Genomic DNA, 25,873 nt, shown 5'->3' on the forward strand with positions numbered 1-25,873 from the left:
CTGGTCCGCCTTTCCTCCTACGACGTCTTGCCCGCAGGATGGCGCTATACGTTGATCTTTCTCAAGCCCTGGACGGCGCCACGAACTTGACTGTGAAGGGAACGCACCGGTGACGAAAGGGCTGCGCCGCAGGGCCCAGGAACCGCGCGCCTGGCAAAGAATGCTGTCGGGCCGCCGGCTGGACCTGATCGATCCGTCGCCGATGGACATCGAGATCCAGGACATCGCCCACGGCCTGGCGCGCGTCGCGCGCTGGAACGGCCAGACGCTGGGCGAGCACGCCTTCTCGGTGGCCCAGCACTCGGTGGTCGTCGAGGAGGTGGTGGCGCACCTGCAGCCGCAGATCGCGCCGCGCTGGCGGCTGGCCGCCCTGCTGCACGACGCCTCGGAATATGTGATCGGCGATATGATCTCGCCGTTCAAGGCGGCGCTGGGGATCGATTACCGCACCTTCGAAGCGCGGCTGGAAAGCGTGATCCACATCCGCTTCGGCCTGCCGGCGCAGACGCCGGCGGCGGTGAAGAGGCTGATCAAGGCCGCCGACCGGGCCAGCGCCTTCTTCGAGGCGACGCAGCTGGCGGGCTTCACCCACGCCGAGGCGACGGACCTGTTCGGTCCGCCCCCCGCCGGCTACAGCCTGCACATCGAATCCCTCGCGCCCACGGCCGCCCAGGCGCGGTATATCCAGCGCTACCAGGTGCTGTCGGAGGCCGCCGGGTTCCAGGGCGCCGACGCCGCGTTCGACACGGAGTGAGCTCGTCCATGACCCTGATCGTCTGCGGCCTGAGCGAGGTGGAGCGGATCGTCGCCGCCCGCAGGCCGTCGCACCTGGTCACCCTGCTGGACCCGGCGACGATGATCGACACCCCGGGGGGGCTGGCGGCGGAGCGGCACCTGCGGCTGGGGGTGAACGACATTGCCGAGCCCATGGAGGGGCTGATGGCGCCCGACGAGCAGGTGGTCATGCGCCTGCTGGACTTCGGCCGCGGCTGGGACGAGACGGCGCCGATGCTGATCCACTGCTGGGCCGGGATCAGCCGCTCGACCGCCAGCGCCTTCGTGCTGGCCTGCGAGCGGAGCCCGGAGGCGTGCGAGCGGGACATCGCCATGGCCATGCGCCGGGCCGCCCCGCACGCCAGCCCCAACCGGCGCATCGTCGCGCTGGGCGACGACATCCTCGGCCGCGGCGGGCGCATGGTCGACGCCGTGGCGGCCATGGGGGCCAGCGGCCTCTACTCCGGCGTGCCCTTCGACTTCGCGGCGCGCCACGGATGACGCGCCCGCCGGCCCCGACGGTGGTCATCGGACTGTCGGCCGTGGTGGTGGCGATCCACGACGGCGACGGCGCCGTCCTGACCGTGCGCCCGCGGGAGCCGGGGGGCCAGGCGCGGGCGAAGGGCCTGCCGTTCGGCCCCTTCGACCCGGCGGGGCACCGGACCTTCGAGCTGGCGCTGAGGGCGTTCGTGACCGAGCAGACCCGGTTCGACCTGGGCTATGTGGAGCAGCTCTACACCTTCGGCGACAAGGGCCGCGACGCGCCGATCGCCGACATGGGCGAAGGCTTGAGCGCCGCCCGGGTGATCTCGGTGGGCTACCTGGCGCTGACCCCCACGGCGGTGGAGACCGAGGCGCCGGACAGCGAATGGTCGGCCTGGTCGCGGTTCTTCCCGTGGGAGGACTGGCGCTGCGGCCCGCCGCCGGCGCTGGAGCCGATCAGCGCGGCGCTGCGCCGCTGGAGCGCGTCCGCGCCGGGGGCCGAGGGCGCCAGGCGGCTGGCCGGCGCGCGCCTGCTCTTCGCGCTCGACGGCGCGCCCTGGAACGAGGAGCGCGTGCTGGAGCGCTACGAGCTGCTCTACGAGGCGGGGCTGGCGCCCGAGGCGGTGCGCGACCGTGGCGAAGGGCCGTTCGCGCTGTCCGAGGCGCTGGCGGCGGCGGTGGGCGAGCCGATGATCTCCGACCACCGGCGGATCCTGGCCACGGCCTTGAGCCGGCTGCGGGGCAAGCTCAAGTACCGGCCGGTGGTGTTCGAGCTGCTGCCGGAGGCGTTCACCCTGTCGGCCCTGCAGCGGGCGGTGGAGGCGATCGCCGGCGTGCTGCTGCACAAGCAGAACTTTCGCCGGGCGCTGGAGCGGACCGGGCTGGTGGAGGGGCTGGGGCGGGTGGACTCCGAAACCGGCGGCCGGCCGGCCGAGCTGTTCCGCTTCCGCCGGGAGCTGCTGAGCGAACGGCCGGTGTCGGGGCTGTCGCTGCCGCTGCTGCGGGAGTGAGGGGCGCCGCGCCGCTCGCCGTCCTGAGCGTCATCCTCGGCTGGAGCGCGGAATGCGGGGACCCATGCACACCGAAGCCCAGGACAGGTCTGAAAACCGGTGTTCATAGGCAGCCGGGACAAGCTGCGATGACGGCTTGAATGTCGGTGCGAAGGCCCCTCCCCCGTCCTCTGCGGGACGGGGGAGGAAAACCGGTCGCCGGTCAGAACCGCCGGACGTAGCCCAGGGACCAGACGTTGGCGTTGCGGTCGCCGTTCGACGCTTCCTGGCGGGTGTAGTCGGCGCGCAGGCCGTTGGCGCGGTCGAAGTTGTATTGGCCGCCGCCGCCGAAGTTCAGGGACTTCACCGTGCGCTTGTCGGAATCGGTGACGCCGGCGGCGTTGACCTGGCTCTTCACCTGGGTCGCGCCGTAGCCCACCCGTCCGAGCAGATCGAGCTTCGGTGAGATGGGGAGAACGCCCACCCCATAGACCGCGCCCTGACGGGTGACCTTGGAACGGCTGTGGACGCCCGCGGCGTCGATGCTGTCGCTCTTCACGCCGCCGCCGACCTCGCCCTCCACGGCGAAGTTCTGGTTCAGGCGGGCGCCGAACCGCCCCTGGACCGTCCCCAGGTCCGCCTTGCCGTAGTCGTGCTGGGCGTATCCCAGTCCGCCGTAGAAGCTGGTTCCGGAAGCGGTGTCGGGACTTTGCGCGGACGCTGCGGCCGGCAGGGCTAGGAGGACGGCGGCCGAGGCCGCGGCGACGATGTAAGCTCTCATGACGGTTACTCCACTCTACGCTTCAGCACCCCAGCCGCCCCTTGAAGGGCTCCGAACGTGGCGCGGAGGGTTCGGTTCTGTGTCGCGGGCGCGATCCGGCGGCGCCTGTGGCCGGCGGGCCACAATCTTGGCGCGTCCCATTTCCGCCCCATTACGACCGGAGGTAGAAATTACCGGGGCTTCGCGGGGTCGTCCAGGTGCGCGGCCTTCCAGTCCATGCAGCGGCGGATGCGCACGCCCACCGCCGGGTGGTCGTAGAACAGCACTTCCTCCAGCTTCGACGGCGTGGCCGCGCGGTACTCGATGGTCTTGACCAGGGCCTTGGCGAGGCCGTCCGGCTCGTGGGCTCGCTCCAGAGAGAACCTGTCGGCGTCGGACTCGGCCTCGCGGGTTATGGCGCAGGTGAGCGGAGTGGCCAGCAGGCCCAGGACCGTGAGGATGATGCCGATCACCGGCATCCCGGCGGGGTCGGCCAGCCCCTCCACCCCCTCGGCGCCGGTGAGGTGGAGGACGGGGAAGAACAGCTTGTCCACCAGGAAGAAGGCGGCCAGCGCCATGAGGGTGTAGGCCCCCGCCAGCCACAGGGTGTGGCGGTGGACGTAATGGCCCATCTCATGGCCGACGACGCCGCGCACCTCGGCCATGTCGGCGCCCTTGGCGAACATCACGTCGCTCATCGCCACCCGGGCGGTGCCGAACAGGCCCGAGACGTTGGCGGTGTAGCGGTTGGACTGCTTGGAGCCGTTGAAGATCACGATCTTGTCGGACGGCACGCCGTTGGCCTGGGCCAGCGCCACGACGGCGTCGCGCACCGGCCCGGGGGGCGCGGGCTTGAAGGTGTTGAACAGCGGCTGGATCAGCACCGGGGCCACCACCAGCATCAGGACGAAGACGACGCCGGTGGCGCCGGCGCCCCACAGCCACCAGCGTTTCGGCGCCCGGCGGATCAGGGCGTAGAGGCCGAGCATCAGGGCGAGCGTGATCAGGCCGTAGATCAGGTCCTTGGCCAGGGCCTCGAGCAGCCAGCCTCTGAACCCCTGGCTGGTCAGGCCGTAGGCCCGCTCGCGCCACCAGTGCTCGTAGGCGTTCCATGGCAGGACCAGGAGCGATTCGATCGCAAGTCCGGCGCCGACCACGGCCAGCGCCGCCAGCCACGGCCGGCGGCGGCGCGAGGCGATGCGGCGGCGCAGGCGCACGAGGACGCCGGTGCGCAGCAGCAGCCAGGCGACGGCCACCGAGACCAGCGCCGACCACAGCAGGAGCCAGTGGCCGCCGTGGGTGTACGCCTGGGCCTTGGCGTGGGCCTCCGGCGGCAGCTGCGCCAGATAGGCCGCGGTCGCCGCGGCGGGATCGAAGATTGCAGCCGAATGCGCCATGTGCTCGCCCCTTCCCCGGCCCCGCGGGGAGAAGGCCAGAGTTGCACGGCGTTGTCAGGTGAAAATCCCGCCATCCGTCGCAGGCGGTCAGCGGTCCTTTTCGCGCACCCCCACGGCGGCCTGGGCTGCGGCCAGGCGGGCGATGGGCACGCGGTAGGCGGAGCAACTCACGTAATCCAGGCCGACGCTCTCGCAGAACTGGATCGAGGCGGGGTCGCCGCCGTGCTCGCCGCAGATGCCGAGCTTGACGCCGGGACGCGCGGCCCTGCCCCGCTCGACGGCCAGGCGGATCAGGTCGCCGACGCCCTCCTGGTCGATGGTGACGAAGGGGTCGCGCTCGAAGATGCCCTTCTCGACATAGGCGCCCAGGAAGCGCCCGGAGTCGTCCCGGCTGATGCCGAAGGTGGTCTGGGTCAGGTCGTTGGTGCCGAAGGAGAAGAACTCGGCGTGCTCGGCCAGGTCGCCGGCGCGGATGGCGGCGCGGGGCAGCTCGATCATGGTGCCCACCAGGTAGGCGATCTCCTGGCCCTTCTCGGCGATCACCTGGCGGGCGGTGCGGTCGGTGAGGTCGCGCAGGAACTTCATCTCCTCGCCCTTGGCGACCAGCGGGTGCATGATCTCGGGGACCGGCGCCGTCTTGCCGCGGGCGGTGATCTCGCAGGCGGCCTCGATGATGGCGCGGACCTGCATCTCGTAGATCTCCGGATAGGAGACCCCGAGCCGGCAGCCGCGGTGGCCCAGCATCGGGTTCACCTCGTGCAGCTCCTGGGCCCGGCGCAGCAGCTTGGCGGCGTCGAAGCCGGTGGCGGCGGCGACGGCGGCCACGTCCTCCTCGGTGTGCGGCAGGAACTCGTGCAGCGGCGGGTCCAGCAGGCGGATGGTGACCGGCAGCCCCTCCATGATCTCGAACAGCTCGACGAAGTCGTCGCGCTGCATGGGCAGGATCTTGGCCAGCGCCGCGCGGCGGCCCGCCTCGTCGTCAGCCAGGATCATCTCCCGCACGGCGGCGATGCGCGCCGGGTCGAAGAACATGTGCTCGGTGCGGCAGAGCCCGATGCCCTCGGCGCCGAACTGGCGGGCGGCGCGGGCGTCCGCAGACGTCTCGGCGTTGGCGCGGACCTTCAGGCGGCGCAGGCCGTCGGCCCAGCCCATCAGGATGGCGAAGTCGCCGGAGAGCTCGGGCTCGATCATGTCGACGGCGCCGGCCAGCACCTCGCCGGTCGAGCCGTCGACGGTGATGATGTCGCCGGCGCGGTAGATCTTGCCGCGGGCGCGCAGCTCGCCGGCCTTCATGTCGATCTGCATCTCGCCGGCGCCGGAGACGCAGGGGCGCCCCATGCCGCGGGCGACCACGGCGGCGTGGCTGGTCATGCCGCCGCGGGCGGTGACGATGCCGCGGGCGGCGTCCATGCCGCGGATGTCCTCAGGGCTGGTCTCCTCGCGCACCAGGATGACGGCGCCCCCCGTCCCGCCCAGGCGCTCGGCCTCGGCGGCGGTGAAGACGATCTGGCCGGTGGCCGCGCCCGGCGAGGCCGGCAGGCCGCTGGCGATCACCGAGCGGGGGCTCGACGGGTCGATGGTGGGGTGCAGCAGCTGGTCCAGCGACGACGGATCCACCCGCATCACCGCTTCCTCGCGGGTGATCAGGCCCTCGGAGGCCAGGTCGACGGCGACTTTCAGCGCCGCCTTGGCGGTGCGTTTGCCGTTGCGCGTCTGCAGCATGTACAGACGCCCCTTCTCCACCGTGAACTCGATGTCCTGCATGTCGCGATAGTGCTTCTCGAGCGTCTCGACGACAGACTTGAACTGGGTGAAGACGGCGGGGAGCGCCTCTTCCATGGACAGGTTCTTCTCGCCCATTTCCTCGCGGGCCACGCGGGTCAGCGCCTGGGGCGTGCGGATGCCGGCCACCACGTCCTCGCCCTGGGCGTTGAGCAGGAACTCGCCGTAGAGGCGGTTCTCGCCGGTGGAGGGATTGCGGGTGAAGGCCACGCCCGTGGCCGAGGTGTCGCCCATGTTGCCGAACACCATGGACTGGACGTTCACCGCCGTGCCCCAGCTCTCGGGGATGTCGTGCATGCGGCGGTAGAACTTGGCCCGGTCGTTCATCCAGCTGGCGAACACCGCGCCCACCGCGCCCCACAGCTGGGCCTGCGGGTCCTGCGGGAAGGGCTGGCCGAGCTCGCGGGCGACGGCGGCCTTGTAGTCGGCGACCACCGCCTCCCAGTCCTCGGCGGTGAGCGCAGTGTCGATGGTGACGTCCAGCCGGTCCTTATGCTCGTCGAGCAGTTCCTCGAACATGTGGTGGTCGAGATCGAGCACCACGTTGGAATACATCTGGATGAAGCGGCGGTAGGAATCGAAGGCGAAGCGCCGGTCGCCCGAGAGCTTGGCCAGGCCTTCGACCGTCGCGTCGTTGAGGCCCAGGTTGAGGACGGTGTCCATCATTCCCGGCATCGAGGCCCGCGCGCCGGAGCGCACCGAGACCAGCAGCGGGTTGGCCGGGTCGCCGAAGCGCTTGCCGGTCTGCTGCTCCACCGTGGCCATCGCCGCCGCCACCTGCGCCTGCAGGTCGTCGGGATAGCTGCTGTCGTGGCCGTAGTAGTAGGTGCAGCACTCGGTGGTGATGGTGAAGCCGGCCGGCACCGGCAGGCCCAGGGCGGACATCTCCGCCAGGTTGGCCCCCTTGCCGCCCAGCAGGTTCTTCATCGACGCGTCGCCATCGGCCCGGCCGCCGCCAAAGGCGTAGACCCAGCGCGTCTTGCTTAAGGTGTCTGCGCTCATCCGTTCCTCTTCAGCCCGTCACTTGCGAGAAGTCCGCCACGCGGCCCATGGCGTCACGGACCTCGCCCAAAAGCCGTAATCGGTTCTGCCGTTCGGCCGCCACCTCGGAATTCACCATCACCTTGTCGAAAAAGGCGTCAACCGGGGCACGAAGTCCGGCCAGGGCGCGCATGGCGCCTGCAAAATCCTCGTCGGCCAGGGCGTTCGCCACCGGCTCCGCCGCGGATTTCAGCGCCGCGATCAGGGCGGCCTCCTCGGCGGGCGCGCCGGCCATGGCCAGGGCGCCGCCTGCGGGCAGCGGTCCCTTCTTCTCCTCGGCCTTGAGGATGTTGGTGGCGCGCTTGTAGCCGGCGAGCAGGTTGGCGCCGTCTTCGGTGTCGAGGAAGCGCGCCAGCGCGCTCACCCGCGCCACGATGCGCACCAGGTCGTCGTCGCCGAGGGCGAACACGGCGTCCACCAGGTCGTGCCGCCGGCCCTGGTCGCGGAGCAGCACCTTCAGCCGCTCGGCCAGGAAGGCCAGCACGTCGTCGGCCACCTCAGGATAGGGCCGGAAGCGGTATTGCACCTCGCCGTCGGGCTCGCCGCCGCCGACCCGGCGGCTGCGGTCGAACCTGACGTCGACCTCCTCGTCCATCGCCACCACGATCGGCGGGCTGTCCTCCAGCAGGGCCTCGTCGAACTCCTGCAGGTAGACCTTGAACTCCTGCGACGCCGCCCGGCCGCGGGCGCCCAGCCAGGCGGTGGTGCGGTCGGTGGAGACGTAGAGCGCCCGGCCCGGGTCCACGAAGCAGCGGAGCGAACGGTACCAGGCCTGCACAAGGCCGCGCACGGGGGCGCGGACCTCGCTGGCCAGCAGGATGCGGATCAGGCCCAGCGCGGACCGGCGCAGGGCGTAGGGATCGCGCGAGCCGGTGGGCTTCTCGCCGATGGCGAAGAAGGCGGTGAGCGTGTCCAGCTTGTCGGCCAGCGCCACGGCCATGGTCACCGGCTTGTCCGGAACCTCGTCGGCGGGGCCCACCGGGCGGTAGTGGTCGGAGATCGCCTCGGCGACCACGGCGCTCAGCCCCTCCTCGCGGGCGTAGTAGCCGCCCATCACCCCCTGCAGCTCCGGGAACTCGCCCACCATGCCGGTGGCGAGGTCGGCCTTGCACAGCCGCGCGGCGGTCGTCGCCTTGGCGACGTCGGCGCCGACCTTGGGCGCGATCTCGGCGGCCAGCATCTCCAGCCGCTCCACGCGCTCGCGCAGCGTGCCCAGCCTGGCGTGGAAGGTGACGCCCTCCAGCTTCTTCAGGCGGCCCTCCAGCGGGAGCTTGCGGTCCTCGCTCCAGAAGAACCGCGCGTCGCTCAGCCTGGCCGACAGCACGCGGGCGTTGCCGGCGGCGATCGCCTTGCCCCCGTCGGGCGCCTCGATGTTGGCGACGGCGAGGAAGTGCGGGGCCAGCTTGCCGGTCCTGGCGTCGCGCACCGCGAAGTACTTCTGGTGATTGCGCATGGAGGTGCGGATCACCTCCGGCGGCAGGTCGAGGAAGGCGGGATCCATGTCGCCGAGCAGCGGCGTCGGCCATTCCGCCAGGCCCGCCACTTCGTCCAGCAAGCCCTCGTCGTCCACCAGATCGAGGCCGCGCGCAAAGCAGAGTGTGCGGGCCCCGTCCATGATCCGCGCCTTGCGCTCCTCGGGGTCCAGGACCACGAAGTGTCTGGCGAGGCCGTCGGCGTAGCGGTCGAAGTCCCCGGCCTTGAACGGCTGGCCCGAGCCCATGAACCGGTGCCCCTCGGTGGCGTCGCCGCTCTCGATCCCGTCGACGGCGAAGGGCACGACCGCGCCGTCGAAGACGCAGACGATGCGCTTCAGCGGCCGCACCCAGCGCAGGGTCCCGTAGCCCCAGGTCATCGACTTGGGCCAGGGGAAGCCGCGGACGATCCCGTCCACCATCTGCGCGACGATCTCGGCCGTCGCCCGGCCCTTCCGCTCGAGGGTCGCGAAATAGATCCCGTCGCGCTCGACGAGCTGCCCGCGGGAGAGGCCGGTCGAGCGCAGGAAGCCCTCGATCGCCTGGTCGGGCGAGCCGACGCGCGGGCCCTTGCGCGCCTCGCCGCGGTCGCCCTGGGCGGCCGGCAGGCCCTCGGCGACCAGGGTCAGGCGGCGGGGGCCGGCGAAGGTCATCAGCGCCTCGGGCAGCAGGCCCTGCTCGGCCAGCTTCTCGCGCGCCAGGCGCTCGAGGTCGCGGGCCGCCTGCGCCTGCATGCGCGCGGGGATCTCTTCGGAGAACAGTTCGAGAAGCAGCTGGGGCATCTTTTATCCTCCCTTCCCCCGCGATGGGGGAAGGGCCGGGGATGGGGGTGTAGCCGCCGCGACGGGGCGATGGGTTGCGGTCGGCCTCGCCCTTTTTTCCTCCCCTGTCCTCTGTGGGACAGAGGAGGAAAGGACGACGCTTGAAACGTGACAATGGCGCTCGACGATCACCGGTTCGCCCCTTCGTTCGCCACCCAGGCCTCGGCGCACATCCTGGTCAGGTCGCGGATGCGGCCGATGTAGCTCTGGCGCTCGGCTACGGCTATGGCGCCCCGGGCGTCCATCAGGTTGAACAGGTGGCTGGCCTTCAGCACGTGGTCGTAGGCCGGCAGCACGATCGCCTGGCCCTGCGGCCCCTTGATCGCCAGCAGGCGCGGGACCTGGATCTCCATGTCCTCGAACTGCCGCTTCAGGGTGGCCACGTCGTAGCCCTCGAAATTGGCGGTGGAGTGCTGCCGCTCGTTCTCCAGGAACACCTGGCCATAGGTCATGGGCGCAGGCCCGTCGGGGTCGTTGAAGGCCAGGTCGGCGAAGTGGTCGACGCCCTGCAGGTACATGGCCAGCCGCTCCAGGCCGTAGGTCAGCTCGCCGGCCACCGGCGAGACGTCCAGGCCGCCCACCTGCTGGAAGTAGGTGTATTGCGTCACCTCCATCCCGTCGCACCAGATTTCCCAGCCGAGGCCCCAGGCGCCCACCGTGGGATTCTCCCAGTCGTCCTCCACGAAGCGGATGTCGTGCAGCTTCAGGTCCAGGCCGATGGCGTCGAGCGAGCCCAGGTAGAGGTCCTGCAGGTCGTCCGGGTTCGGCTTCAGGATCACCTGGTACTGGTAATAGTGCTGCAGCCGGTTGGGGTTCTCGCCGTAGCGGCCGTCGCCGGGACGGCGCGAAGGCTGCACGTAGGCCGCCCGCCACGGCTTGGGGCCCAGGGCGCGCAGCACCGTCGCCGGATGCAGGGTGCCGGCCCCCACCTCCACGTCGTGCGGCTGCAGGATCACGCAGCCCTGGCGGCTCCAATAGTCGTGCAGCTTCAGGATCAGGCCCTGAAACGAAAGCGGCTTTTCTGAAGGCATTTGGCAGCTTGTTCGCGGGCGCAAAAAAAGTCGGCGGACCATAGGGCCCGCCGACCTTCGCTTCAAGCCGCGCCGAGCGGCGGATCAGTTCCCCTTGGCCGCCGAATGCTTGCCGGCCCTGGAGAGCGGCTGGTACTTCGCGCGGTTCTCAGGGGTGTCCGGCACGGGCCCGTTGGTCAGGGTCATGTTGGTGACCGTGGCCCCCGTCGGCGTGGCGTTGGTCGTCGCCGAATCGGCCGCCGGCGCCGGCATGGCGGCCGGGGCGGCGGAGGGGTCGGCGGCCGTGCCGGCCGCGGGCGGCGCAGCGTCGGACGGCGGGGCCGCGTCGGTCGTGGCGGGCGGGGGCGTCGTGGCGGCCTCCTGCGCCAGGGCGGCGCCGGCGAGCAGCGCCGAGGCGGCGACGGCGGAGGGGATCAGGTGTCTGAGTTTCATGGTGTTCGCTCCAGGACTTGCAGGGACAAAAGCCGACGAACCCCCGTCTCGCCGTACGCACGCGCTACTCACGTTCTAAAGCCCGCCCCCCTTGCCGCCGGCGGGCTTCGCCGCGGGCGCCGTGGCCGAGGCCTGGGACGCCGCGCCGGTCGAGGCGGCCGCCTGGGCGCCGTCCGGCGTCAGCACCTTGTCGATCACGTGGATGATGCCGTTGGTGGCCATCACGTCCGGCTGGATGATGTCGGCGTTGTTGACCATCAGCATGCCGCCGGAGCCGTCGAGCTCGACCGGCGCCTGGGCCACCGTCGGCACGGCGCCACGGGCGCCCTTGATCTTCGCCGAGTCCACCCGGGCGTTGATGATGTGGTAGGTCAGCAGCTTCTGCAGGCGCGGCTTGTCGGCCATCAGCTTGTCGAGCTCGCCGGGCGGCAGGGCGGCGAAGGCCGCGTCCGTGGGCGCGAAGACCGTCAGGTTCTGGTTGTTCTTCAGGAGGCCGGTCAGGTTGGTGGCGTCCGCAGCCTTCACGAAGGTGGTGAACTGGCCGGACAGCTTGATCGTCTGGACGATGTCGCCGTTGGCGACGACCTTATTGGCCGTCGGCGAGGCCGCGGCGGGAGCGGGCTGGCTCGCGGACATCGGGGCCGCGGGCGCCGGGACGGCGGAGGTCTGGGCGGCGGGGGTCTGGGCCGAAGCCATGCCGGCGGCCAGGCTCAAGCCCGCGGCCGCGATCAGGAGACGCGTAGGATGCATTCAATTCCTCTCTGGGTTGCTCCAGCCCTTCGGGCCGGTTCGCTTCATAGTTCTAGGGTTGGCCTCACTACGCGCTGAAATGTGGCGGGTTGCGCGCGATCACGGCTTCGTGAAAAGCCGCCATTTGGCCGCCGCAAAACCACCGCCGCAGCGCCTTGGGCGAGTCGTCCGTGCAAAATTCCGCCACTTATTTCGGCATGTTTCATGCTGAACGCCCTAATATTAGGCGCCGATCCCCTTTCCGTGTTTACAGAGGGTCGCGCGGCGCCATGGCGGGCCCGCAGCGTCGATAGCGTCGCCATGCCGTCGAACGGCGGACCATCGCGTCCATGACCGATGGAAACAACACGAGGGGCGCGTGTCGGGCTTTGGCCGCGCGGGAGCGAGCGGATGAAACTGATCATTGCGATCGTCAAACCTTTCAAGCTGGACGACGTGCGCGAAGCGCTCGTAGCGGCCGGTGTCGAAGGCCTGACGGTTTCTGAGGTGAAGGGCTACGGCCGCCAGAAGGGCCAGACCGAAATCTACCGGGGCGCTGAGTACCAGGTGAACTTCGTGCCCAAGGTGAAGCTGGAGGCGGTGGTCGACGACTCCGCCGCCGCCAAGGCCGTGGAGGCCGTCAAGGCGGCCGCGGCCACTGGCAAGATCGGCGACGGCAAGATCTTCGTCGTCAACGTCGAGGACGCCGTGCGCATTCGGACCGGCGAGACCGGAACCGCCGCCCTCTGAGGGCGCGCCAACTCATCGGGACAAGGGGACAATCATGATATCCAGAGGATTAAACCGGCTGGCTGGCCTGTTCGCCGCCGCCATGCTGGCCGGAGCGCCGTTCGCGCTGCCGGCCATGGCCCAGGACGCGGCCCCGCCGGCGGCGGCTCCGGCCGCTGCGGCGCCCGAGGCGGCCGCGCCTGCGCCGGACGCTGCGCCCGCCGCGGTCGCTGCGCCCGCGGAAGCCGCTCCGGCGGCTGCGCCCGCGCCCAAGCTCGACACCGGCGACACGGCGTGGATGCTCACCTCCACGGCCATCGTGCTGATGATGACCATTCCCGGCCTCGCCCTGTTCTACGGCGGCATGGTGCGGCGGAAGAACATCATCGCCACCGTCGCCCAGTCGTTCGTCATCACCTGCCTGGTGACGATCGTCTGGATGGTCGTGGGCTATTCGGGGGCGTTCACCACCAACCCCGATGCGAACCTCAACAAGTACATCGGCGGGTTCGGGAACCTGTTCCTGTCCGCCGTGACCATGACCAGCACCAACAGCCTGGCCGCCACGATCCCTGAATCGGTGTTCGTGATGTTCCAGATGACCTTCGCGATCATCACCCCGGCGCTGATCGCGGGCGCCTTCGCCGAGCGGATGAAGTTCTCGGCGCTGATCCTGTTCATGACCCTCTGGGCGATCTTCGTCTACATGCCGATCGCGCACTGGGTGTGGGGCGGCGGTTTCCTGGGCGCGGCCGGCGTGCTGGACTTCGCGGGCGGCACCGTCGTGCACATCAACGCAGGCGTCGCCGGCCTGATGTGCGCGCTCGTCCTCGGCAAGCGCAAGGGCTACGGCTCGGAGAACATGGCTCCGTCGAACCTGGTCTTCACCATGATCGGCGCGAGCCTGCTGTGGGTCGGCTGGTTCGGCTTCAACGCCGGTTCGGCCGTGGCCTCCAACGCGCTGGCGGGCATCGCCATGCTGAACACCCAGGTGGCCACCGCCGCCGCGGCGCTGTCCTGGATGGTCGTGGAATGGTTCGAGCGCAAGAAACCCGGCATGCTGGGCCTGGCCTCGGGCGCGGTCGCGGGCCTGGTGGCCATCACGCCGGCGGCCGGCTTCGTGAACCCGCAGGGCGCGCTGATCATCGGCCTCGTCGCGGGCGTGGTCTGCTACGCTGGCGCGGTCTGGATCAAGCGGGCGTTCAAGTATGACGACAGCCTCGACGCCTTCGGCGTGCACGGCATCGGCGGCATCGCCGGCGCCCTGCTCACCGGCGTGCTGGCCGACCCGGCGATCAATGCGCTCGGCAAGGACCACAGCATCATCACCCAGGCCAAGGGTGTGGGCGTCACCATCATCTGGACGGCGGTCGCCACCCTGGTGATCCTCTACATCTGCAAGTTCACCACGGGCCTGCGGGTGTCGGAGGAAAGCGAGGTCGAGGGCCTCGACATGGCGCTGCACGGCGAGGCGCTGCACGAATAGCCTTCGCCCGAGAGGGGAACCTACGGAACGGGGGTCCTTCGGGGCCCCCGTTTTCGTTTGGGCGCCTCAGGTCTCGTCGGGCCAGGGGCCGCCCAGCCGGCAGCGGCGGACCCACCAGCCCGGGGCCATGGCTTCCAGGCGCTCGGCCAGGGCTTGCGCCTCGATGTCGCCGGGGCAGAGGGCGAAGCAGGTGGCGCCGGAGCCGCTCATCCGCGCCAGCAGGGTCTCCGGCTCGTCGGCCAGCGTCTCCAGCACCGCGCCCACCTCGGGGGCCAGGGCCACGGCCGGGGCCTGCAGATCGTTGCGGGCGCCGCCGAGCCAGGCGGCCAGTTCCGCGGCGCTCTCGAAGGCGTCCGGCGTCCAGGGCGGCGTCACGTCGCCGAACCGGCCGGCGGCGTCCAGGGCGCGGTAGACCTCGGCGGTGGAGAGGGCGACCCGCGGGTTGACCAGGACCGCGTCCAGGACCGGCATGGCGGGGGCCGGCGACAGCCGCTCGCCCCGCCCCTCCGCCAGCACCGGCCGGCCGAACAGGCAGGCCGCGCCGTCGGCGCCCAGGCCCGCGGCCAACTCGGTGAGGACGGCGTCGGAGATGGCGATCCCCAGGGCTTCGCGCAGCAGGCGCAGCGCCGCGCCGGCGTCGCTCGAGCCGCCGCCCAGGCCCGCGGCCACCGGCAACAGCTTCTCCAGCGTCACCGCCATCGGCGCCACCGGCCCGCCGGCCCTGGCGACCAGGGCGCGTGCGGCCCGGGAGACCAGGTTGTCGAAGGGCTCCCCCATCTCGTGGGCGAACGGGCCGTCGACCTGCAGCGAAGGGGCCTCCGCCGGGCCCGCCCGCAGGCGGTCGCCGCAGTCGGCGAACACCATCAGGCTGCAGAGCGGATGGTGGCCGTCCGCGTCCGGCGCGCCCACGTGCAGGAACAGGTTCACCTTGGCGGGCGCGAAGGCGGACCGGCCCACAGCGGCTATTGCCCGGCGAGCTTGGGCTTGCTGGCCGGTCCCGTAGGGCCCAGCCCGGCCTCCAGCTTGGCCATGGCGCCGGCCTTGATCTTCGGTTCGGGGTCGAGGGTCAGGACGCGGCGCCACTGGAAGCGGGCCTCGTCGCGGCGGCCGACCCGCCAGTAGGCGTCGCCCAGGTGGTCGTTGATTTCCGGCTCGCCGGCTTCGAGCTCGACGGCGGTCTCCAGCAGTTCGACGGCCTTCCTGTAATCGCCCAGTCGGTAATAGGCCCAGCCCAGGGAATCGGTCATCGCCCCGGACTTGGGGTTGGCGGCCACCGCCTTCTGCACCATGGCCAGCGCCTCCTTCAGGCGTATGCCGCGGTCGATCCAGGAGTAGCCCAGGTAGTTGAGCAGCTCCGGCTCGTCCGGCTGCAGCTTCAGGGCGGCCTCCAGGTCGCGCTCGGCCTCGGGCCAGCGGTCCAGGCGCTCGTAGGCGACGCCTCTGGCGTAGAGCAGCCGCCATTCGGGCGACTTGGACTGGGCGATCAGGGCCGAGACGATCTGCGCCGATTCCTCGTACTGCTCGTTGACCCGCAGGAGGTCGGCCAGCGTCAGCCGCGCGTCCGTGTCGCCGGAAGCCGCGCCCTCGCGGGCCAGCTTCAGCGCGGTGGCGGTGTCCTTGTCGGCCTGGTAGGTCCAGGCGAGCTTGGCGCGGGCGGACGGATATTCCAGCGAACCCGGCTTGGGCATGCCGTAGGCGGCGCGGGCGGCCTCCTGGTCGCCCTCGTCGGCCTTGACGTCGCCCACCATCACCCAGGCCTCGTCGCGGTCCGGGTCGAGGCGCAGCGCCAGCCGAAGGTCGGCCAGCGCCAGCTGGTTCTGCTTGGCCGCCAGCATGGTGGCCGCCGGCGCCAGCAGGGCCTGGGCCGCGCCCTGCTTCAGGGTCGGGGCCGGCGGGGCGGGCTTGTTCGCCGCCGTCCGCTCGCGGGCCGCCTTCAGCCCCTGGCTGTCCGGATCGCGGGCCAGGCTCGCGTCATAGAGGGCGATGGCGTCGGCGCGCCGGGCGCGACGCTCCAGGAAGCCGCCGTAGGCCAGCACCACCATCTCGCCGGGCCTGTCGCTTCCGGTCACCGCCTTGAAGTCAGTCTCGGCCTCGTCGTAGCGCCTGGCGCGCTCGAAGAGGTAGGCTTGGCCGAGCTGGCCGAAGTAGTCGACCAGCTTGTCGCCGCGCACCTCGGGCCGCACCACGGAGCCGTCCACGTCGCCGGCCATGGCGGAGGCCCAGGGCGCCAGCAGGGCGGCGGCCGGACGGTGCGGGAAGCCGATCTCCTCGCCGGATAGGAGCACCTTGGCGGCCTTGCCGTCGCCGTCGGCCATGGCCTTCACGGCCTTGACCAGCAGGGCGAGGCGCTTGGCGCCCTCCGACACCTGCTCGCCGTCGGGGGCCAGCGCGGCGGCCTTGTCCACCTCGCCGGCCAGCAGGGCGGCGGTGAAGGCGCGCTCGCCCACGAGGCCCTCGTCCTCGCCGCCCGACCGTACGTGGCTGAAGAACTCGCCGGCCTCGTGGCTGCGGCCGTCGTTCATCGCCCCTTCGCCCGCCAGGAAGAGACCGTAGGCGGAATGGCTGGCGGGCGAGTCCGGCCCGGCGGCGGCCGTCGGGCTCTGGGAGGTGGCGCAGGCCGCCAGCAGCAGCAGGGGGAGGCTCAGGAACGCGTTACGCATGAAAGGACCCTTCGTCGCTTTGAACGCCCGCCGCAAGCGCCCCTCGCGTCACATATTCGGATAGTTGGGCCCTTCCCCGCCCTGCGGCGTGGTCCAGACGATGTTCTGCGTCGGGTCCTTGATGTCGCAGGTCTTGCAGTGGACGCAGTTCTGGAAGTTGATCTGGAACCGCGGATTGTATCCCTGCTCGTCGTACAGCACCTCGTAGACCCCCGCCGGGCAATACAGGCGGGCGGGCTCGCCGTAGCGGGGCAGGTTGAGCGAGATCGGGATCGAGGGGTCCTTCAGCTTCAGGTGCGACGGCTCGTCCTCCTCGTGCATGGTGGAGGACAGGAACACCGAGGACAGCTTGTCGAAGCTGATCTCGCCGTCGGGCTTGGGATAGACGATCGGCTCGTAATCCTTCGCCAGGCCCGTGGAGGCCGCGTCGGTCTTGGTGTGGTGCAGGGTGCCGAACAGCGAGAAGCCCTTGGTGAGGCTGGCGATGGTCATGTCGATCCCGCCCAGCAGCAGGCCCGCGAGGGTGCCGAACCGGGTGAGCAGCGGCTTGACGTTGCGGACGACCTTGAGCTCCTGCTTGACCCAGGAATTGTCGTAGGCGGTCTGGTATTCGACCAGCTCGTCGCCCTCGCGGCCGGCCTGGATGGCGGCGAAGGCGGCCTCGGCGGCCAGCATGCCGGTCTTCATGGCGTTATGGCTGCCCTTGATGCGCGGCAGGTTCACGAAGCCGGCCGAGCAGCCGATCAGCACGCCGCCCGGGAAGTGCAGCTGCGGCACCGACTGGTAACCGCCCTCGGTGATGGCGCGCGCGCCGTAGGCGATGCGCTTGCCGCCCTCCAGGAACTTGCGCACCGACGGGTGCTGCTTCCAGCGCTGGAACTCGTCGAAGGGTGAGAGCCAGGGGTTCTTGTAGTTCAGGTGCACCACGAAGCCCAAGGCCACGTAATTGTCCCCGAAGTGGTACATGAAGCTGCCGCCGCCGGTGGCGTTGTCCAGCGGCCAGCCGAAGGTGTGCTGCACGTAGCCGGGCACGAAGGCCGCGTCGGGGATCTGCCAGACCTCCTTCAGTCCGATGCCGAACTTCTGCGGGTCGCAGTTGTCCTCGAGGCCGAACTTGGCCGCCAGTTGCTTGGCCAGGTAGCCGCGGGCGCCCTCGGCGATGAACACATATTTGCCGTTGAGCTCGATGCCCGGCTGGTAGTCCGGCTTGGGCTGGCCGTCCTTGCCGACGCCGAACACCCCGGCCACGACGCCCTTCACCGAGCCGTCCTCGCGGTAGACCAGCTGCGAGGCGGCCATGCCGGGATAGACCTCCACGCCCAGTGCCTCGGCCTGGGTCGCCAGCCAGCGGCAGACGTTGGCCAGGGAGGCGATGTAGTTGCCGTGGTTCAGCACGAACTTCGGGAACGGCACGAAGCCCAGGTCCAGCTCGCCCTGCGGGCCGAGGAACAGAAACTTGTCCTCCGTGACCGGCGTCTCCAGCGGCGCGCCCAGCTCCTTCCAGTTGGGGAACAGCTCGTTCATGGCGATCGGGTCGATCACCGCGCCCGACAGGATGTGGGCCCCGACCTCCGAACCTTTCTCCAGCAGGGCCACACTGATCTCGGCGCCCGCCGCCTCGGCCTGCTGCTTCAGGCGGATCGCCGCGGCGAGGCCCGCCGGCCCGCCGCCGACGATCACGACGTCATAGTCCATGGCCTCGCGTTCGACGGCCTCGGTCATGATCTCAGTCTCCTTGCCGCGCGAGGAGCCCCCTCGGCCTCTCGCAGCGTTGATCCGTGGCGCGACTTATCGGAATGTCGCACGCAGGCGGTCAAGCATGAACGCCGCCGCACCCAGGGAAACAACACGCATCATGGCCGCCGCCGGAAGCACGGGACACGATCGGCGGGCCGAAAGCCTGCTGGCCTTCTGGGCCGAGGCGGGCGTCGACGCCATGCTGCTGGACGCCCCCGTCGACCGCATCGCCGCCGGTCGCACGGTCCCGCCCAGGCCGGCGGCCCGCCCCGCCGCGCCGGCCGCGAAGCCGGCGGCCGGCGCGTCGCCCTCGCCCGATGTCGCCGCCCGGGTCGAGGATGCCCGCCGCCTGGCCGCCGCGGCTGCGGACATCCCGGCGCTGGCCGCCGCCATCGCCGGCTTCGACGGCTGCCCGCTGAAATTCGAGGGCGCCGCCCGCCAATCGGTCTTTTGCCGCGGTTCGGTGGACGCTCCCCTCTTTGTGATCGGTGAAGGTCCGGGCGCCGAGGAGGACGTGCAGGGCCAGCCCTTCGTCGGGCGGGCGGGCAAGCTGCTGGACCGCATGCTGGCCGCCGCGGGCCTGTCGGAACGGGTGTTCATCACCAACACCGTCTTCTGGCGCCCCCCCGGCAACCGCACCCCGGTCCTGGCTGAGCAGCAGGTCTGCGCACCCTTCCTGGAGCGGGCTATCGAATTGATTTCGCCAAGGTTTCTTCTGCTCGTGGGCGGGGCCTCGGCCAAGTCGATGCTGCGGCGTGAGGAAGGCATCCTGTCGCTGCGCGGCCGCTGGTTCGAGTGGCGCCCGGCGGACGGCGCCCGCGAGATCCCCGCCCTGCCGACCCTGCACCCGGCCTTCCTGCTGCGTCAGCCGGCCGCCAAGAAGCGGGCCTGGAGCGACCTTTTGACTCTGGCCGAAAGGCTTGATCGCCCCGAACGCCCCGCCTAGACAGGTCCGGTCATTGGGAAAAGGGCCATGCGGCATGCGAAATATCGCGGTCGGGTGGAAGACGGCATGACGCTTAAGACGCGCATGCGGATCGCGGTCCTGGCCATGATCTGCACCGCCATTTCCGTGGGCTCCGCCCAGGCCGCCGGCCCGCAGGCCCTGTCGGCCTCGGACGCGCAGGCCTATTCGCAGGCGTTCGCGGCGACCGAGCGGGGCGACTTCATCGAAGCCCAGATGTCGTCCAGCGGGATCAAGGACACCTCGCTCCTGGGCCTGCTCTCCTTCCAGCAGCTCATGCACCCGTCGGCGCATACGGCCACCTTCGCCGAGCTCAACGCCTGGCTCTCCAAGTACGCCGACCTGCCCTGGGCCGACCGGGTGTTCAACCTGGCCGCCAGGCGCAAGCCCACAGGCGCCGCCGCCCCCAAGGCGCCGCTGCTGGCCGGGATCGACTGGCAGGGCCTGAGCGACAGCGCCCAGCAGTGGATCAACCGGCTGCCGGGCAGCCGCGGCCAGGCCGCCCGCCAGGCCTTCTACGCCGGCGACGTCAAGCGCGCCCTCGCCCTGGCGCCGGGCGCCGGCGACGAGTGGATCGCCGGGCTTTCCGCCTACCGCCTGGGGAACTACGCCCTGGCCGAGAGCTATTTCGACAAGGTGGCCGACGACGGCCGCGAGGACCCCTGGTTGCGGGCCGGCGGCGGCTACTGGGCGGCGCGCTCGGCGACGGCGCTGGGCGACCGGGCCAAGGCCGCGGCGCATCTGCGCGACGCCGCCGCCTTCCCTGACACCTTCTACGGCATGATCGCCGAGCGGCAGGGACGGCTGCAGACCGCCGCGCTGAACGCGGACCCGGGCGGCGCGCGCCAGGGCGACATCGTCCTGGCCGCCTACAGCGGCCCGACGGTGGAGATCACCCGCTTCGTCAAGCTGGATCCCCGCGCCCACCGCGCCGCGGCGCTGTCGCAGATCGGCCGGCCGACGGAGTCCAACCAGGAGCTGCGCGCCGGCCTGGCCCTGGCCAGGACGCCGCAGGAGCGGCAGCTTTGGACCTCGCTGGTCCTGGCGCTGAACCCGCAGGCTGCCCGCGGCGCACCGCCCGTGACGCGCACCGCCAGCGCCGCCGACTACCCCACCCCGCCGCTGGAGCCCCGGTCGGGCTTCACCCTCGACAAGGCGCTAGTCTACGCCATCGTGCGCCAGGAAAGCCGCTTCAACCCGCTGGCCCTGTCCCGCGCCGGCGCCGTGGGCCTGATGCAGCTGATGCCCGAGGCCGCCGCCCGCGCCGCCGGCGACGACAAGCTGAAGGCCGACATGAAGCCGCTCCTGGACCCGGCCTTCAACCTGCGGGTCGGGCAGGACTACGTGACCTGGCTGATGGAGCGCGGCGTGGGCTACGACATCCTGCGCGCGGTGGCGGCCTACAACGGCGGGCCCGGCATGTTGCAGAAAACCGCCCAGCAGCTGGGCGGCGACCCGGACAGCCTGCTGGTCATCGAGTGCCTGCCGGCGCTGGAGACCCGCAACTACGTCGAGAAGGTGATGGCCGCCTACTGGACCTACCGCAATATGTTCGGCCAGCAGAACAAGACCCTCGACGCCCTGGCCGGCGGCGCCAAGTTCATCGACGCCCGGCTGGACCGCTAGCCCCTTACCCGACCTTCACCGCCCGCCCCCCCAGCCGCCGCTTCAGGGCCGCGAGGTCGCCGGCCGCGCCGAGGGCCGCGATCTCCTCGCGCGGGGCCACCAGGCCGTAGGGCCGCGGCTTTAGCGCCGCCAGCAGGCCCCGTTCCGCCTCGCCGGCGACCACCGCCGCCCGGACGCCGCGGGTCAGCGTCTCGCCCAGCCGGCGCATCCACATATCCGGCAGGCGCAGGCCGCTGGGGACCACCAGCACCAGATCGCGCTTCGCCAGGCTGGCGGCCTCGGCGAGCCCGCCCCGGACCAGGGCCGCGCCGGCGGCTTCGCACAGGTCCGTCAGGTCGTCGCCCGGACCTGTCTGCGCCACCACCAGGTCGCGCACCAGCCCGTCCACCGCCGCCGGCACCAGGGCGCGCATCAGGGCGGCCGCATCGGCGGCGGAATCGCTGGCGAGGATGACGACCGAGAGCACCGGCTCACTAACCCGCTCCGCCGCCGGCGGGTCAATGCGGCGCCGCTGGATCGACGGGCTTTTACGCCGCGATCGCTTGCGGCTGCGCGAACCGGGCGATCTCCACCCGGGCCTTGGCGATCGCCTCGGCGCGGGCGTCCGGTCCGAAGCCGATCTTCTCGGCGCGGACGAAGGTGACGTCGGTCAGCCCGATGAAGCCCAGCAGCTGGCGCAGGTAGGGCTCCTGGAAATCCGCCGCCTGCGCCGGGCCTTCGCTGTAGAGGCCGCCGCGGGCCTCCACCACCAGCACGCGCTTGCCGGTCACCAGGCCCTTGGGGCCGGCTTCCGAGTAGCCGAAGGTCACGCCGGGGCGCAGCACATGGTCGAACCAGGCCCGCAGCGTGGTGGGCAGGCTGAAATTGTACATCGGCGCGCCGATGACGATGAGGTCGGCGGCCTGCAGCTCGGCGACCAGGGCGTCGGACAGGGCGCGGCTCTCGCGCTCCGCCGGGGTGGCCGGCTCGGCGCGCACCCCCGCCGCCGTCCGCGAGGTCAGGTGCGGCAGGGGGTCGAGATCGAGGTCGCGGCGCACCACATGGGTGGCGAGATTGCCGTCGACGATCTGGTTCACGGCTTCCTGCACCAGGAGGTTGGAGACCGAGGCCTCGCCGCTGGCGCTGCTGTTGAGGACGAGCAGGTTGGACATGGTTGTGTTCCCAAGCGCTGGATGAATTGACCCCCTGCATCTGGTGGCGCAAAATCAGCAACAGAAGCCCTGATTCAGCACCAATCTGTTGCATATAAGGAAACGGTTTTGTTCGACCTGAACGACATCCAGGCCTTCGCCGAGGTGGTGGAGAGCGGCGGCTTCGGCCGGGCCGGCCAGCGGTTGGGCCTGTCCAAGTCCATGGTCAGCCGCCGCGTGGCGCGTCTGGAGGGCGAGCTTGGCGCCAAGCTTCTGTCGCGCACCACCCGCGGCGTGCTGGTCACCGAGGCCGGCCTGGCGTTCAAGGTCCACGCAGACCGGGTGATCGCCGACCTGGACGCAGCCCGCGACGCCATCGCCAGCCAGGGGGACCAGGTGGTGGGCACGCTGCGCGTCGCCGCCCCGCTGTCCTTCGGCCTGACCCATCTGGCGCCCGTGCTCGCCGAGCTGGCGATGCGCCATCCGGACCTGAAGCTGGAGGCGTCCTACAGCGACCGTTTCGTGGACCTGATCGGCGAGCGCTTCGACGTGGCGGTGCGCGTGGGCTTCCTGGTGGATTCCAGCCTGATCGCCCGCCGGATCGCCCCGATCAACGCCGCCGCGGTCGCCAGTCCCGGTTATCTGGCCCGCTTCGGCGCGCCCGCCACCCCTTCCGACCTGGCGCACCATCCGGCGTTGACGCAGGGCGACGAGGTCTGGCGCTTTCGCGACGGGGAGCGCGAGATCGTCGTACGCCCGCAGGGCCGCTTCCGCGCCGACAACGGCCAGGCCCTGCTGGACGGCGTGATCGCCGGCCTGGGCGTGGCTGTGCTGCCCACCTTCCTGGCCAGCCCCGCTCTCGAAAGCGGCCAGGCGGTCCCGCTGCTGCCGGACTATCCGATCCCCCAGGGCGGCCTCTACGTCGTGCGCCCGCCCCCGGCCGGCCCCGCGACCCGGAAGGTCCGCGCCCTCACCGACCTGCTCGTCGAGCGCTTCGGCGGCGAGCCCTACTGGGACGGCTGCTACGCTGCGCGCAAGGCGGCGGGGGCCGGCGCGGGCCGCCTGCCGGCATGAGCTGGCGCGGTCAGCTTTGAGCCAGCACCGGCTCGAGCTCGGCGTCGCGACCGCGTGTGCGGAGGCGGTCGAGATAGATGTAGACCACTGGCGTCGTGAACAGGGTCAGCACCTGCGACACCAGCAGGCCGCCGACGATCGCGAAGCCCAGCGGCTGGCGGAACTCCGAGCCGGTTCCCGCGCCGACGATCATCGGCAGACCCCCAACATCGCGCAGGCCGCGGTCATCAGGATCGGCCGCAGCCGGACGTGGGAGGCCTGGACCACCGCTTCCCTGGCGGTCATGTGACCCTCACGCTCCAGGCGCAGGGCCACGTCGACGATCATGATGCCGTTCTTCTTCACGATCCCGATCAGCAGGATGATGGCGATGATCCCGATGACGTTGAGGTTCTGCCCCGCAAGCAAAAGGGCGATCAGTGCGCCCAGGCCCGCCGAAGGCAGGCGCCCGTCCGGCGCGTACCGCAGGTAATGGCAGGCCTGAGAGTCAACCTGCCTTTCCGCAGGATGGCGCCGCATTGCACAATGGAAACAGTCGAACGCGGCGCCGCGATCGACCGAAGCCACGGACGCGTACAACGCCACAAGCCCTGCACCTGCGCCGGCGGTCCATGAGTTCTTGTTTTGTTCTGATCAAGGCGCTATGCTACCCGGGTGACCACCTTCACCCGACAGATCCCGAAAACGCCTCGGGGCCGCGGCGCCCGCACCAACGCCACCGGCCGTTACGAGGCCCAGGTCCGCGAAGCCTTCGACGATGGCTGGACGGCTGAGGACCCGCAGCCGGCGCAGATCGCCACGACCCTCACCGCCGAGACCGCCCGCAAGATCATCACCCACAACGACAGCCCCGACGTGGGCTTCTCCGCCTCGATCAACCCCTACCGGGGCTGCGAGCATGGCTGCGTCAACTCCTATTTTACGCAGTCCTTTGCGTGGGAGGCAGCATGAGCCCAAATCCTCCCGTCTCGGGGCCGGCATTGCGCGGCCGTGGCGCCCGCTCCAATCGCTCCGGGCGGTTTGAATCCGCGCAGCGCGAGGACTTTGACGACGGCTGGAACAACGACGACGACCCCAGGCCGGCGCGCATCGACGACACCCTGACACCGATGCGGTCGAAGACCGTGATCGCGCATAATGACAGCCCCGACGTCGGGTTCTCCGCCTCGATCAATCCCTATCGAGGTTGCAGCCACGGTTGCGTATATTGCTACGCTAGGCCCGCTCACACCTATCTCGGGCTATCGGCGGGCCTCGATTTCGAGACCAAGCTGTTTTTCAAACCGGAAGCCGGTCGGCTCCTAGCTAGTGAGTTGTCACGCCCCCGCTACAAGCCGCAGGTCATTCACATCGGCGGCGACACGGACCCCTATCAGCCCGCCGAGCGGCGCCTACGGATCACGCGCGGGATCCTGGAGACGCTACAGCGATTCCAGCATCCGTTCTCGATCATCACGAAGTCGGCGCTGATCCTTCGGGACCTCGACATCTTGGCGCCGATGGCGGCGTCGAGTTTGGTGCGCGTTGCGGTCTCCATCACGACGCTCGATCGGAAGCTCGCGCGAAGTATGGAGCCGCGCGCCGCCACCCCCGAACGCCGCCTTGAAGCGGTGCGTCACCTTTCCTCGGCGGGCGTCCCGGTGGCGGTGATGTTCGCGCCCGCGATTCCCGGCCTGAACGACCACGAAATGGAAGACGTTCTGCGACGATCCGCCGAGGCAGGCGCCAGGACTGCCGGATATGTCGCGTTGCGCCTGCCGTTGGAGATCGCCGACCTGTTCCAGGAATGGCTTGCGACGGATCATCCGGGTCGGGCGCGAAAGGTCATGTCGCTTGTCCGCCAGATGCGCGGCGGGAAGGATTACGCCTCCGAGTTCGGGAAGCGGATGAAGGGGGAAGGCCCGATCGCCGACCTGATGGCGCAGCGGTTCGTGGCAGCGAAGCGGCGATACGGCCTCGATTTCCCCTCGCCTTCCCTAGACCTGTCGAGATTTCGGGTTCCGCCGCAGGCTGGGGACCAGATCGATCTGTTTCGCGTCTAGGCGACTTGATTTCGCCTCGGCTCCGGTGACATGGGCGCTACATCTAGCGGCCATCCACAACCACCCCTCAAGATGTGGACAGAAGGCCCGAATCTCGGGACAGTCACAGGCAAAAGGTTAACGCGCCTTGGCTGCGCGTTGAATCTGCCTATCATTGCGTTGCGGGGGCCGATTCGGCGTTCGCGGCAGGGTGGGCTTCACCGCCGAAAATCTACGAACCTAAGCAGCGGGCGGCTTGATTTTTCAGGAGCCGATCTGCGGCTCTGGCGGCGTCTGCCGCTGGATGGGAGAGGACGACGGTCCGACTTGCCGGTCCAAGAACGTCGCCCTCTCACCAAGGTCCCGACTCGCTCAAGTCGGTGCCGCGAAGAGTATCGCCCGACGCGCGTATGCACAACCGATTGTGCGGACGTCGAGCGCACGCGCACCACCTGGGCGGTCCATCGAAGGAGCGCCTGTGAATCACGAATACTGCGTCCTCGGCGGCGTCAACCGAGCCCGGATCGGGCAGGTGATCGGCGTCATCGCCGCCGCCGTTTCATCCTTCTTAGTGGCCGTGTTGCTGGCCGCCTTTGACGTCGCCCACACCCTGGGCTTCGGTGAACAGATTCCGACGGTCCTTTTCCCGCCTATCGGGGCCTTCACTGTCTTCGCGGTGCTGTACTGGCTCTTCGACCGGCACGTCTGGAAGCACCCGTGGATCGCCACCGCTTT

23 protein-coding genes and 1 pseudogene are annotated in these 25,873 nt (G+C 70.4%); 11 read left to right on the top strand and 13 right to left on the bottom strand.

Annotated elements, in window-relative coordinates:
* The first annotated feature begins 160 nt into the window (after window positions 1-160).
* From VGL30_RS11940 to VGL30_RS11950, 3 genes are read left to right on the top strand one after another with little or no spacing between them, the layout of a single operon-like run.
* Window positions 161-754: an HD family hydrolase gene (locus tag VGL30_RS11940; protein WP_331540241.1), complete on the top strand. Its 594-nt coding sequence runs from the start codon at window positions 161-163 to the stop codon at window positions 752-754.
* An 8-nt stretch (window positions 755-762) separates the two neighbouring features.
* Window positions 763-1,275: a hypothetical protein gene (locus tag VGL30_RS11945; RefSeq protein WP_331540213.1), complete on the top strand. Its 513-nt coding sequence runs from the start codon at window positions 763-765 to the stop codon at window positions 1,273-1,275.
* A complete protein-coding gene (locus VGL30_RS11950) occupies window positions 1,272-2,267 on the top strand; it encodes an NUDIX hydrolase (protein ID WP_331540215.1) in 996 nt (331 codons plus the stop codon). The genes VGL30_RS11945 and VGL30_RS11950 overlap by 4 nt, the downstream gene beginning before the upstream one ends.
* A gap of 202 nt (window positions 2,268-2,469) precedes the next feature.
* Here the strand turns inward: VGL30_RS11950 and VGL30_RS11955 are convergent, their stop codons facing one another.
* The 7 genes from VGL30_RS11955 to VGL30_RS11985 form a co-directional block, all read right to left on the bottom strand.
* Window positions 2,470-3,027 carry an outer membrane beta-barrel protein gene (locus VGL30_RS11955; protein WP_331540217.1) on the bottom strand — a complete coding sequence of 186 codons (558 nt, stop codon included), beginning with the start codon at window positions 3,025-3,027 and terminating at the stop codon, window positions 2,470-2,472.
* Between the two features lie 170 nt (window positions 3,028-3,197).
* Window positions 3,198-4,403 carry a M48 family metallopeptidase gene (locus VGL30_RS11960; RefSeq protein ID WP_331540219.1) on the bottom strand — a complete coding sequence of 402 codons (1,206 nt, stop codon included), beginning with the start codon at window positions 4,401-4,403 and terminating at the stop codon, window positions 3,198-3,200.
* 87 nt (window positions 4,404-4,490) lie between these two features.
* On the bottom strand, window positions 4,491-7,187 hold the full coding sequence (gene ppdK, locus VGL30_RS11965; RefSeq protein ID WP_331540221.1) for a pyruvate, phosphate dikinase: 2,697 nt from the start codon (window positions 7,185-7,187) through the stop codon (window positions 4,491-4,493).
* 10 nt (window positions 7,188-7,197) lie between these two features.
* Window positions 7,198-9,480, bottom strand: coding sequence for a glycine--tRNA ligase subunit beta (gene glyS / locus VGL30_RS11970; protein ID WP_331540222.1), 2,283 nt, complete (start codon window positions 9,478-9,480; stop codon window positions 7,198-7,200).
* 167 nt (window positions 9,481-9,647) lie between these two features.
* Window positions 9,648-10,550: a glycine--tRNA ligase subunit alpha gene (locus tag VGL30_RS11975; protein WP_331540223.1), complete on the bottom strand. Its 903-nt coding sequence runs from the start codon at window positions 10,548-10,550 to the stop codon at window positions 9,648-9,650.
* A gap of 84 nt (window positions 10,551-10,634) precedes the next feature.
* Window positions 10,635-10,982 (bottom strand): hypothetical protein, encoded by a 348-nt coding sequence (locus VGL30_RS11980; RefSeq protein WP_331540224.1) that lies wholly within the window; start codon window positions 10,980-10,982, stop codon window positions 10,635-10,637.
* A 75-nt stretch (window positions 10,983-11,057) separates the two neighbouring features.
* A complete protein-coding gene (locus tag VGL30_RS11985; RefSeq protein WP_331540225.1) occupies window positions 11,058-11,732 on the bottom strand; it encodes a fasciclin domain-containing protein in 675 nt (224 codons plus the stop codon).
* A gap of 390 nt (window positions 11,733-12,122) precedes the next feature.
* Here VGL30_RS11985 and VGL30_RS11990 point away from each other — a divergent pair, with 390 nt between their 5' ends.
* Together VGL30_RS11990 and VGL30_RS11995 are read left to right on the top strand one after the other, a co-directional pair.
* On the top strand, window positions 12,123-12,461 hold the full coding sequence (locus tag VGL30_RS11990) for a P-II family nitrogen regulator (protein WP_331540226.1): 339 nt from the start codon (window positions 12,123-12,125) through the stop codon (window positions 12,459-12,461).
* A gap of 34 nt (window positions 12,462-12,495) precedes the next feature.
* Window positions 12,496-13,926, top strand: coding sequence for an ammonium transporter (locus VGL30_RS11995; protein WP_331540227.1), 1,431 nt, complete (start codon window positions 12,496-12,498; stop codon window positions 13,924-13,926).
* A 66-nt stretch (window positions 13,927-13,992) separates the two neighbouring features.
* On the opposite strand, the gene VGL30_RS12000 is transcribed toward VGL30_RS11995, so the two are convergent.
* Genes VGL30_RS12000 through VGL30_RS12010 form a run of 3 tightly spaced genes read right to left on the bottom strand, consistent with a single transcriptional unit; the run spans window position 13,993 to window position 18,308 of the window.
* A complete protein-coding gene (locus tag VGL30_RS12000; protein WP_331540228.1) occupies window positions 13,993-14,883 on the bottom strand; it encodes a 4-(cytidine 5'-diphospho)-2-C-methyl-D-erythritol kinase in 891 nt (296 codons plus the stop codon).
* A gap of 5 nt (window positions 14,884-14,888) precedes the next feature.
* Window positions 14,889-16,586 carry a tetratricopeptide repeat protein gene (locus VGL30_RS12005; RefSeq protein ID WP_331540229.1) on the bottom strand — a complete coding sequence of 566 codons (1,698 nt, stop codon included), beginning with the start codon at window positions 16,584-16,586 and terminating at the stop codon, window positions 14,889-14,891.
* 48 nt (window positions 16,587-16,634) lie between these two features.
* Entirely contained in the window at window positions 16,635-18,308 is a 1,674-nt protein-coding gene (locus tag VGL30_RS12010) for an electron transfer flavoprotein-ubiquinone oxidoreductase (RefSeq protein ID WP_331540230.1), read from the bottom strand.
* Window positions 18,309-18,441: 133 nt separating this feature from the next.
* Between VGL30_RS12010 and VGL30_RS12015 the strand changes: the two genes are divergently transcribed.
* Complete coding sequence (locus VGL30_RS12015) at window positions 18,442-19,269, top strand: uracil-DNA glycosylase (RefSeq protein ID WP_331540231.1); 828 nt, start codon at window positions 18,442-18,444, stop codon at window positions 19,267-19,269.
* 66 nt (window positions 19,270-19,335) lie between these two features.
* On the top strand, window positions 19,336-20,913 hold the full coding sequence (locus VGL30_RS12020; protein ID WP_331540232.1) for a lytic transglycosylase domain-containing protein: 1,578 nt from the start codon (window positions 19,336-19,338) through the stop codon (window positions 20,911-20,913).
* Window positions 20,914-20,917: 4 nt separating this feature from the next.
* Here the strand turns inward: VGL30_RS12020 and VGL30_RS12025 are convergent, their stop codons facing one another.
* Both VGL30_RS12025 and VGL30_RS12030 read right to left on the bottom strand, forming a co-directional pair.
* The gene (locus tag VGL30_RS12025) at window positions 20,918-21,379 is read right to left on the bottom strand and encodes a hypothetical protein (RefSeq protein ID WP_331540233.1); all 462 of its coding nucleotides are present in this window, start codon (window positions 21,377-21,379) and stop codon (window positions 20,918-20,920) included.
* A 61-nt stretch (window positions 21,380-21,440) separates the two neighbouring features.
* On the bottom strand, window positions 21,441-22,064 hold the full coding sequence (locus tag VGL30_RS12030) for an FMN-dependent NADH-azoreductase (RefSeq protein ID WP_331540234.1): 624 nt from the start codon (window positions 22,062-22,064) through the stop codon (window positions 21,441-21,443).
* 108 nt (window positions 22,065-22,172) lie between these two features.
* On the opposite strand from VGL30_RS12030, the gene VGL30_RS12035 reads away from it, so the two are divergent.
* A complete protein-coding gene (locus VGL30_RS12035; protein ID WP_331540235.1) occupies window positions 22,173-23,117 on the top strand; it encodes a LysR family transcriptional regulator in 945 nt (314 codons plus the stop codon).
* Between the two features lie 10 nt (window positions 23,118-23,127).
* Here the strand turns inward: VGL30_RS12035 and VGL30_RS18835 are convergent.
* Window positions 23,128-23,636 (bottom strand): annotated as a pseudogene (locus VGL30_RS18835) (efflux RND transporter permease subunit).
* A 135-nt stretch (window positions 23,637-23,771) separates the two neighbouring features.
* Here VGL30_RS18835 and VGL30_RS12050 point away from each other — a divergent pair.
* The 3 genes from VGL30_RS12050 to VGL30_RS12060 form a co-directional block, all read left to right on the top strand.
* Entirely contained in the window at window positions 23,772-24,068 is a 297-nt protein-coding gene (locus tag VGL30_RS12050) for a hypothetical protein (protein ID WP_414694987.1), read from the top strand.
* Window positions 24,065-25,159, top strand: coding sequence for a PA0069 family radical SAM protein (locus VGL30_RS12055; RefSeq protein WP_331540238.1), 1,095 nt, complete (start codon window positions 24,065-24,067; stop codon window positions 25,157-25,159). Before VGL30_RS12050 ends, VGL30_RS12055 begins: the two co-directional genes overlap by 4 nt.
* A gap of 457 nt (window positions 25,160-25,616) precedes the next feature.
* Window positions 25,617-25,873: hypothetical protein (locus tag VGL30_RS12060; RefSeq protein ID WP_331540239.1), on the top strand; the 257-nt coding region annotated here is incomplete at its 3' end.

The organism is Phenylobacterium sp. (assembly GCF_036502675.1).
Classification (GTDB): Bacteria; Pseudomonadota; Alphaproteobacteria; order Caulobacterales; family Caulobacteraceae; genus Phenylobacterium.

Coding starts and splice junctions, on each gene's coding strand:
- VGL30_RS12015 (WP_331540231.1), top strand. CDS start 18,442: ATGGCCGCCGCCGGAAGCACGGGACACGATCGGCGGGCCGAAAGCCTG.
- ppdK (WP_331540221.1), bottom strand. CDS start 7,187: ATGAGCGCAGACACCTTAAGCAAGACGCGCTGGGTCTACGCCTTTGGC.
- VGL30_RS11980 (WP_331540224.1), bottom strand. CDS start 10,982: ATGAAACTCAGACACCTGATCCCCTCCGCCGTCGCCGCCTCGGCGCTG.
- VGL30_RS11960 (WP_331540219.1), bottom strand. CDS start 4,403: ATGGCGCATTCGGCTGCAATCTTCGATCCCGCCGCGGCGACCGCGGCC.
- VGL30_RS12005 (WP_331540229.1), bottom strand. CDS start 16,586: ATGCGTAACGCGTTCCTGAGCCTCCCCCTGCTGCTGCTGGCGGCCTGC.
- VGL30_RS11950 (WP_331540215.1), top strand. CDS start 1,272: ATGACGCGCCCGCCGGCCCCGACGGTGGTCATCGGACTGTCGGCCGTG.
- VGL30_RS12020 (WP_331540232.1), top strand. CDS start 19,336: ATGACGCTTAAGACGCGCATGCGGATCGCGGTCCTGGCCATGATCTGC.
- VGL30_RS11940 (WP_331540241.1), top strand. CDS start 161: ATGCTGTCGGGCCGCCGGCTGGACCTGATCGATCCGTCGCCGATGGAC.
- VGL30_RS11975 (WP_331540223.1), bottom strand. CDS start 10,550: ATGCCTTCAGAAAAGCCGCTTTCGTTTCAGGGCCTGATCCTGAAGCTG.
- VGL30_RS11985 (WP_331540225.1), bottom strand. CDS start 11,732: ATGCATCCTACGCGTCTCCTGATCGCGGCCGCGGGCTTGAGCCTGGCC.
- VGL30_RS11945 (WP_331540213.1), top strand. CDS start 763: ATGACCCTGATCGTCTGCGGCCTGAGCGAGGTGGAGCGGATCGTCGCC.
- VGL30_RS12055 (WP_331540238.1), top strand. CDS start 24,065: ATGAGCCCAAATCCTCCCGTCTCGGGGCCGGCATTGCGCGGCCGTGGC.
- VGL30_RS11990 (WP_331540226.1), top strand. CDS start 12,123: ATGAAACTGATCATTGCGATCGTCAAACCTTTCAAGCTGGACGACGTG.
- VGL30_RS11995 (WP_331540227.1), top strand. CDS start 12,496: ATGATATCCAGAGGATTAAACCGGCTGGCTGGCCTGTTCGCCGCCGCC.
- glyS (WP_331540222.1), bottom strand. CDS start 9,480: ATGCCCCAGCTGCTTCTCGAACTGTTCTCCGAAGAGATCCCCGCGCGC.
- VGL30_RS11955 (WP_331540217.1), bottom strand. CDS start 3,027: ATGAGAGCTTACATCGTCGCCGCGGCCTCGGCCGCCGTCCTCCTAGCC.
- VGL30_RS12030 (WP_331540234.1), bottom strand. CDS start 22,064: ATGTCCAACCTGCTCGTCCTCAACAGCAGCGCCAGCGGCGAGGCCTCG.
- VGL30_RS12010 (WP_331540230.1), bottom strand. CDS start 18,308: ATGACCGAGGCCGTCGAACGCGAGGCCATGGACTATGACGTCGTGATC.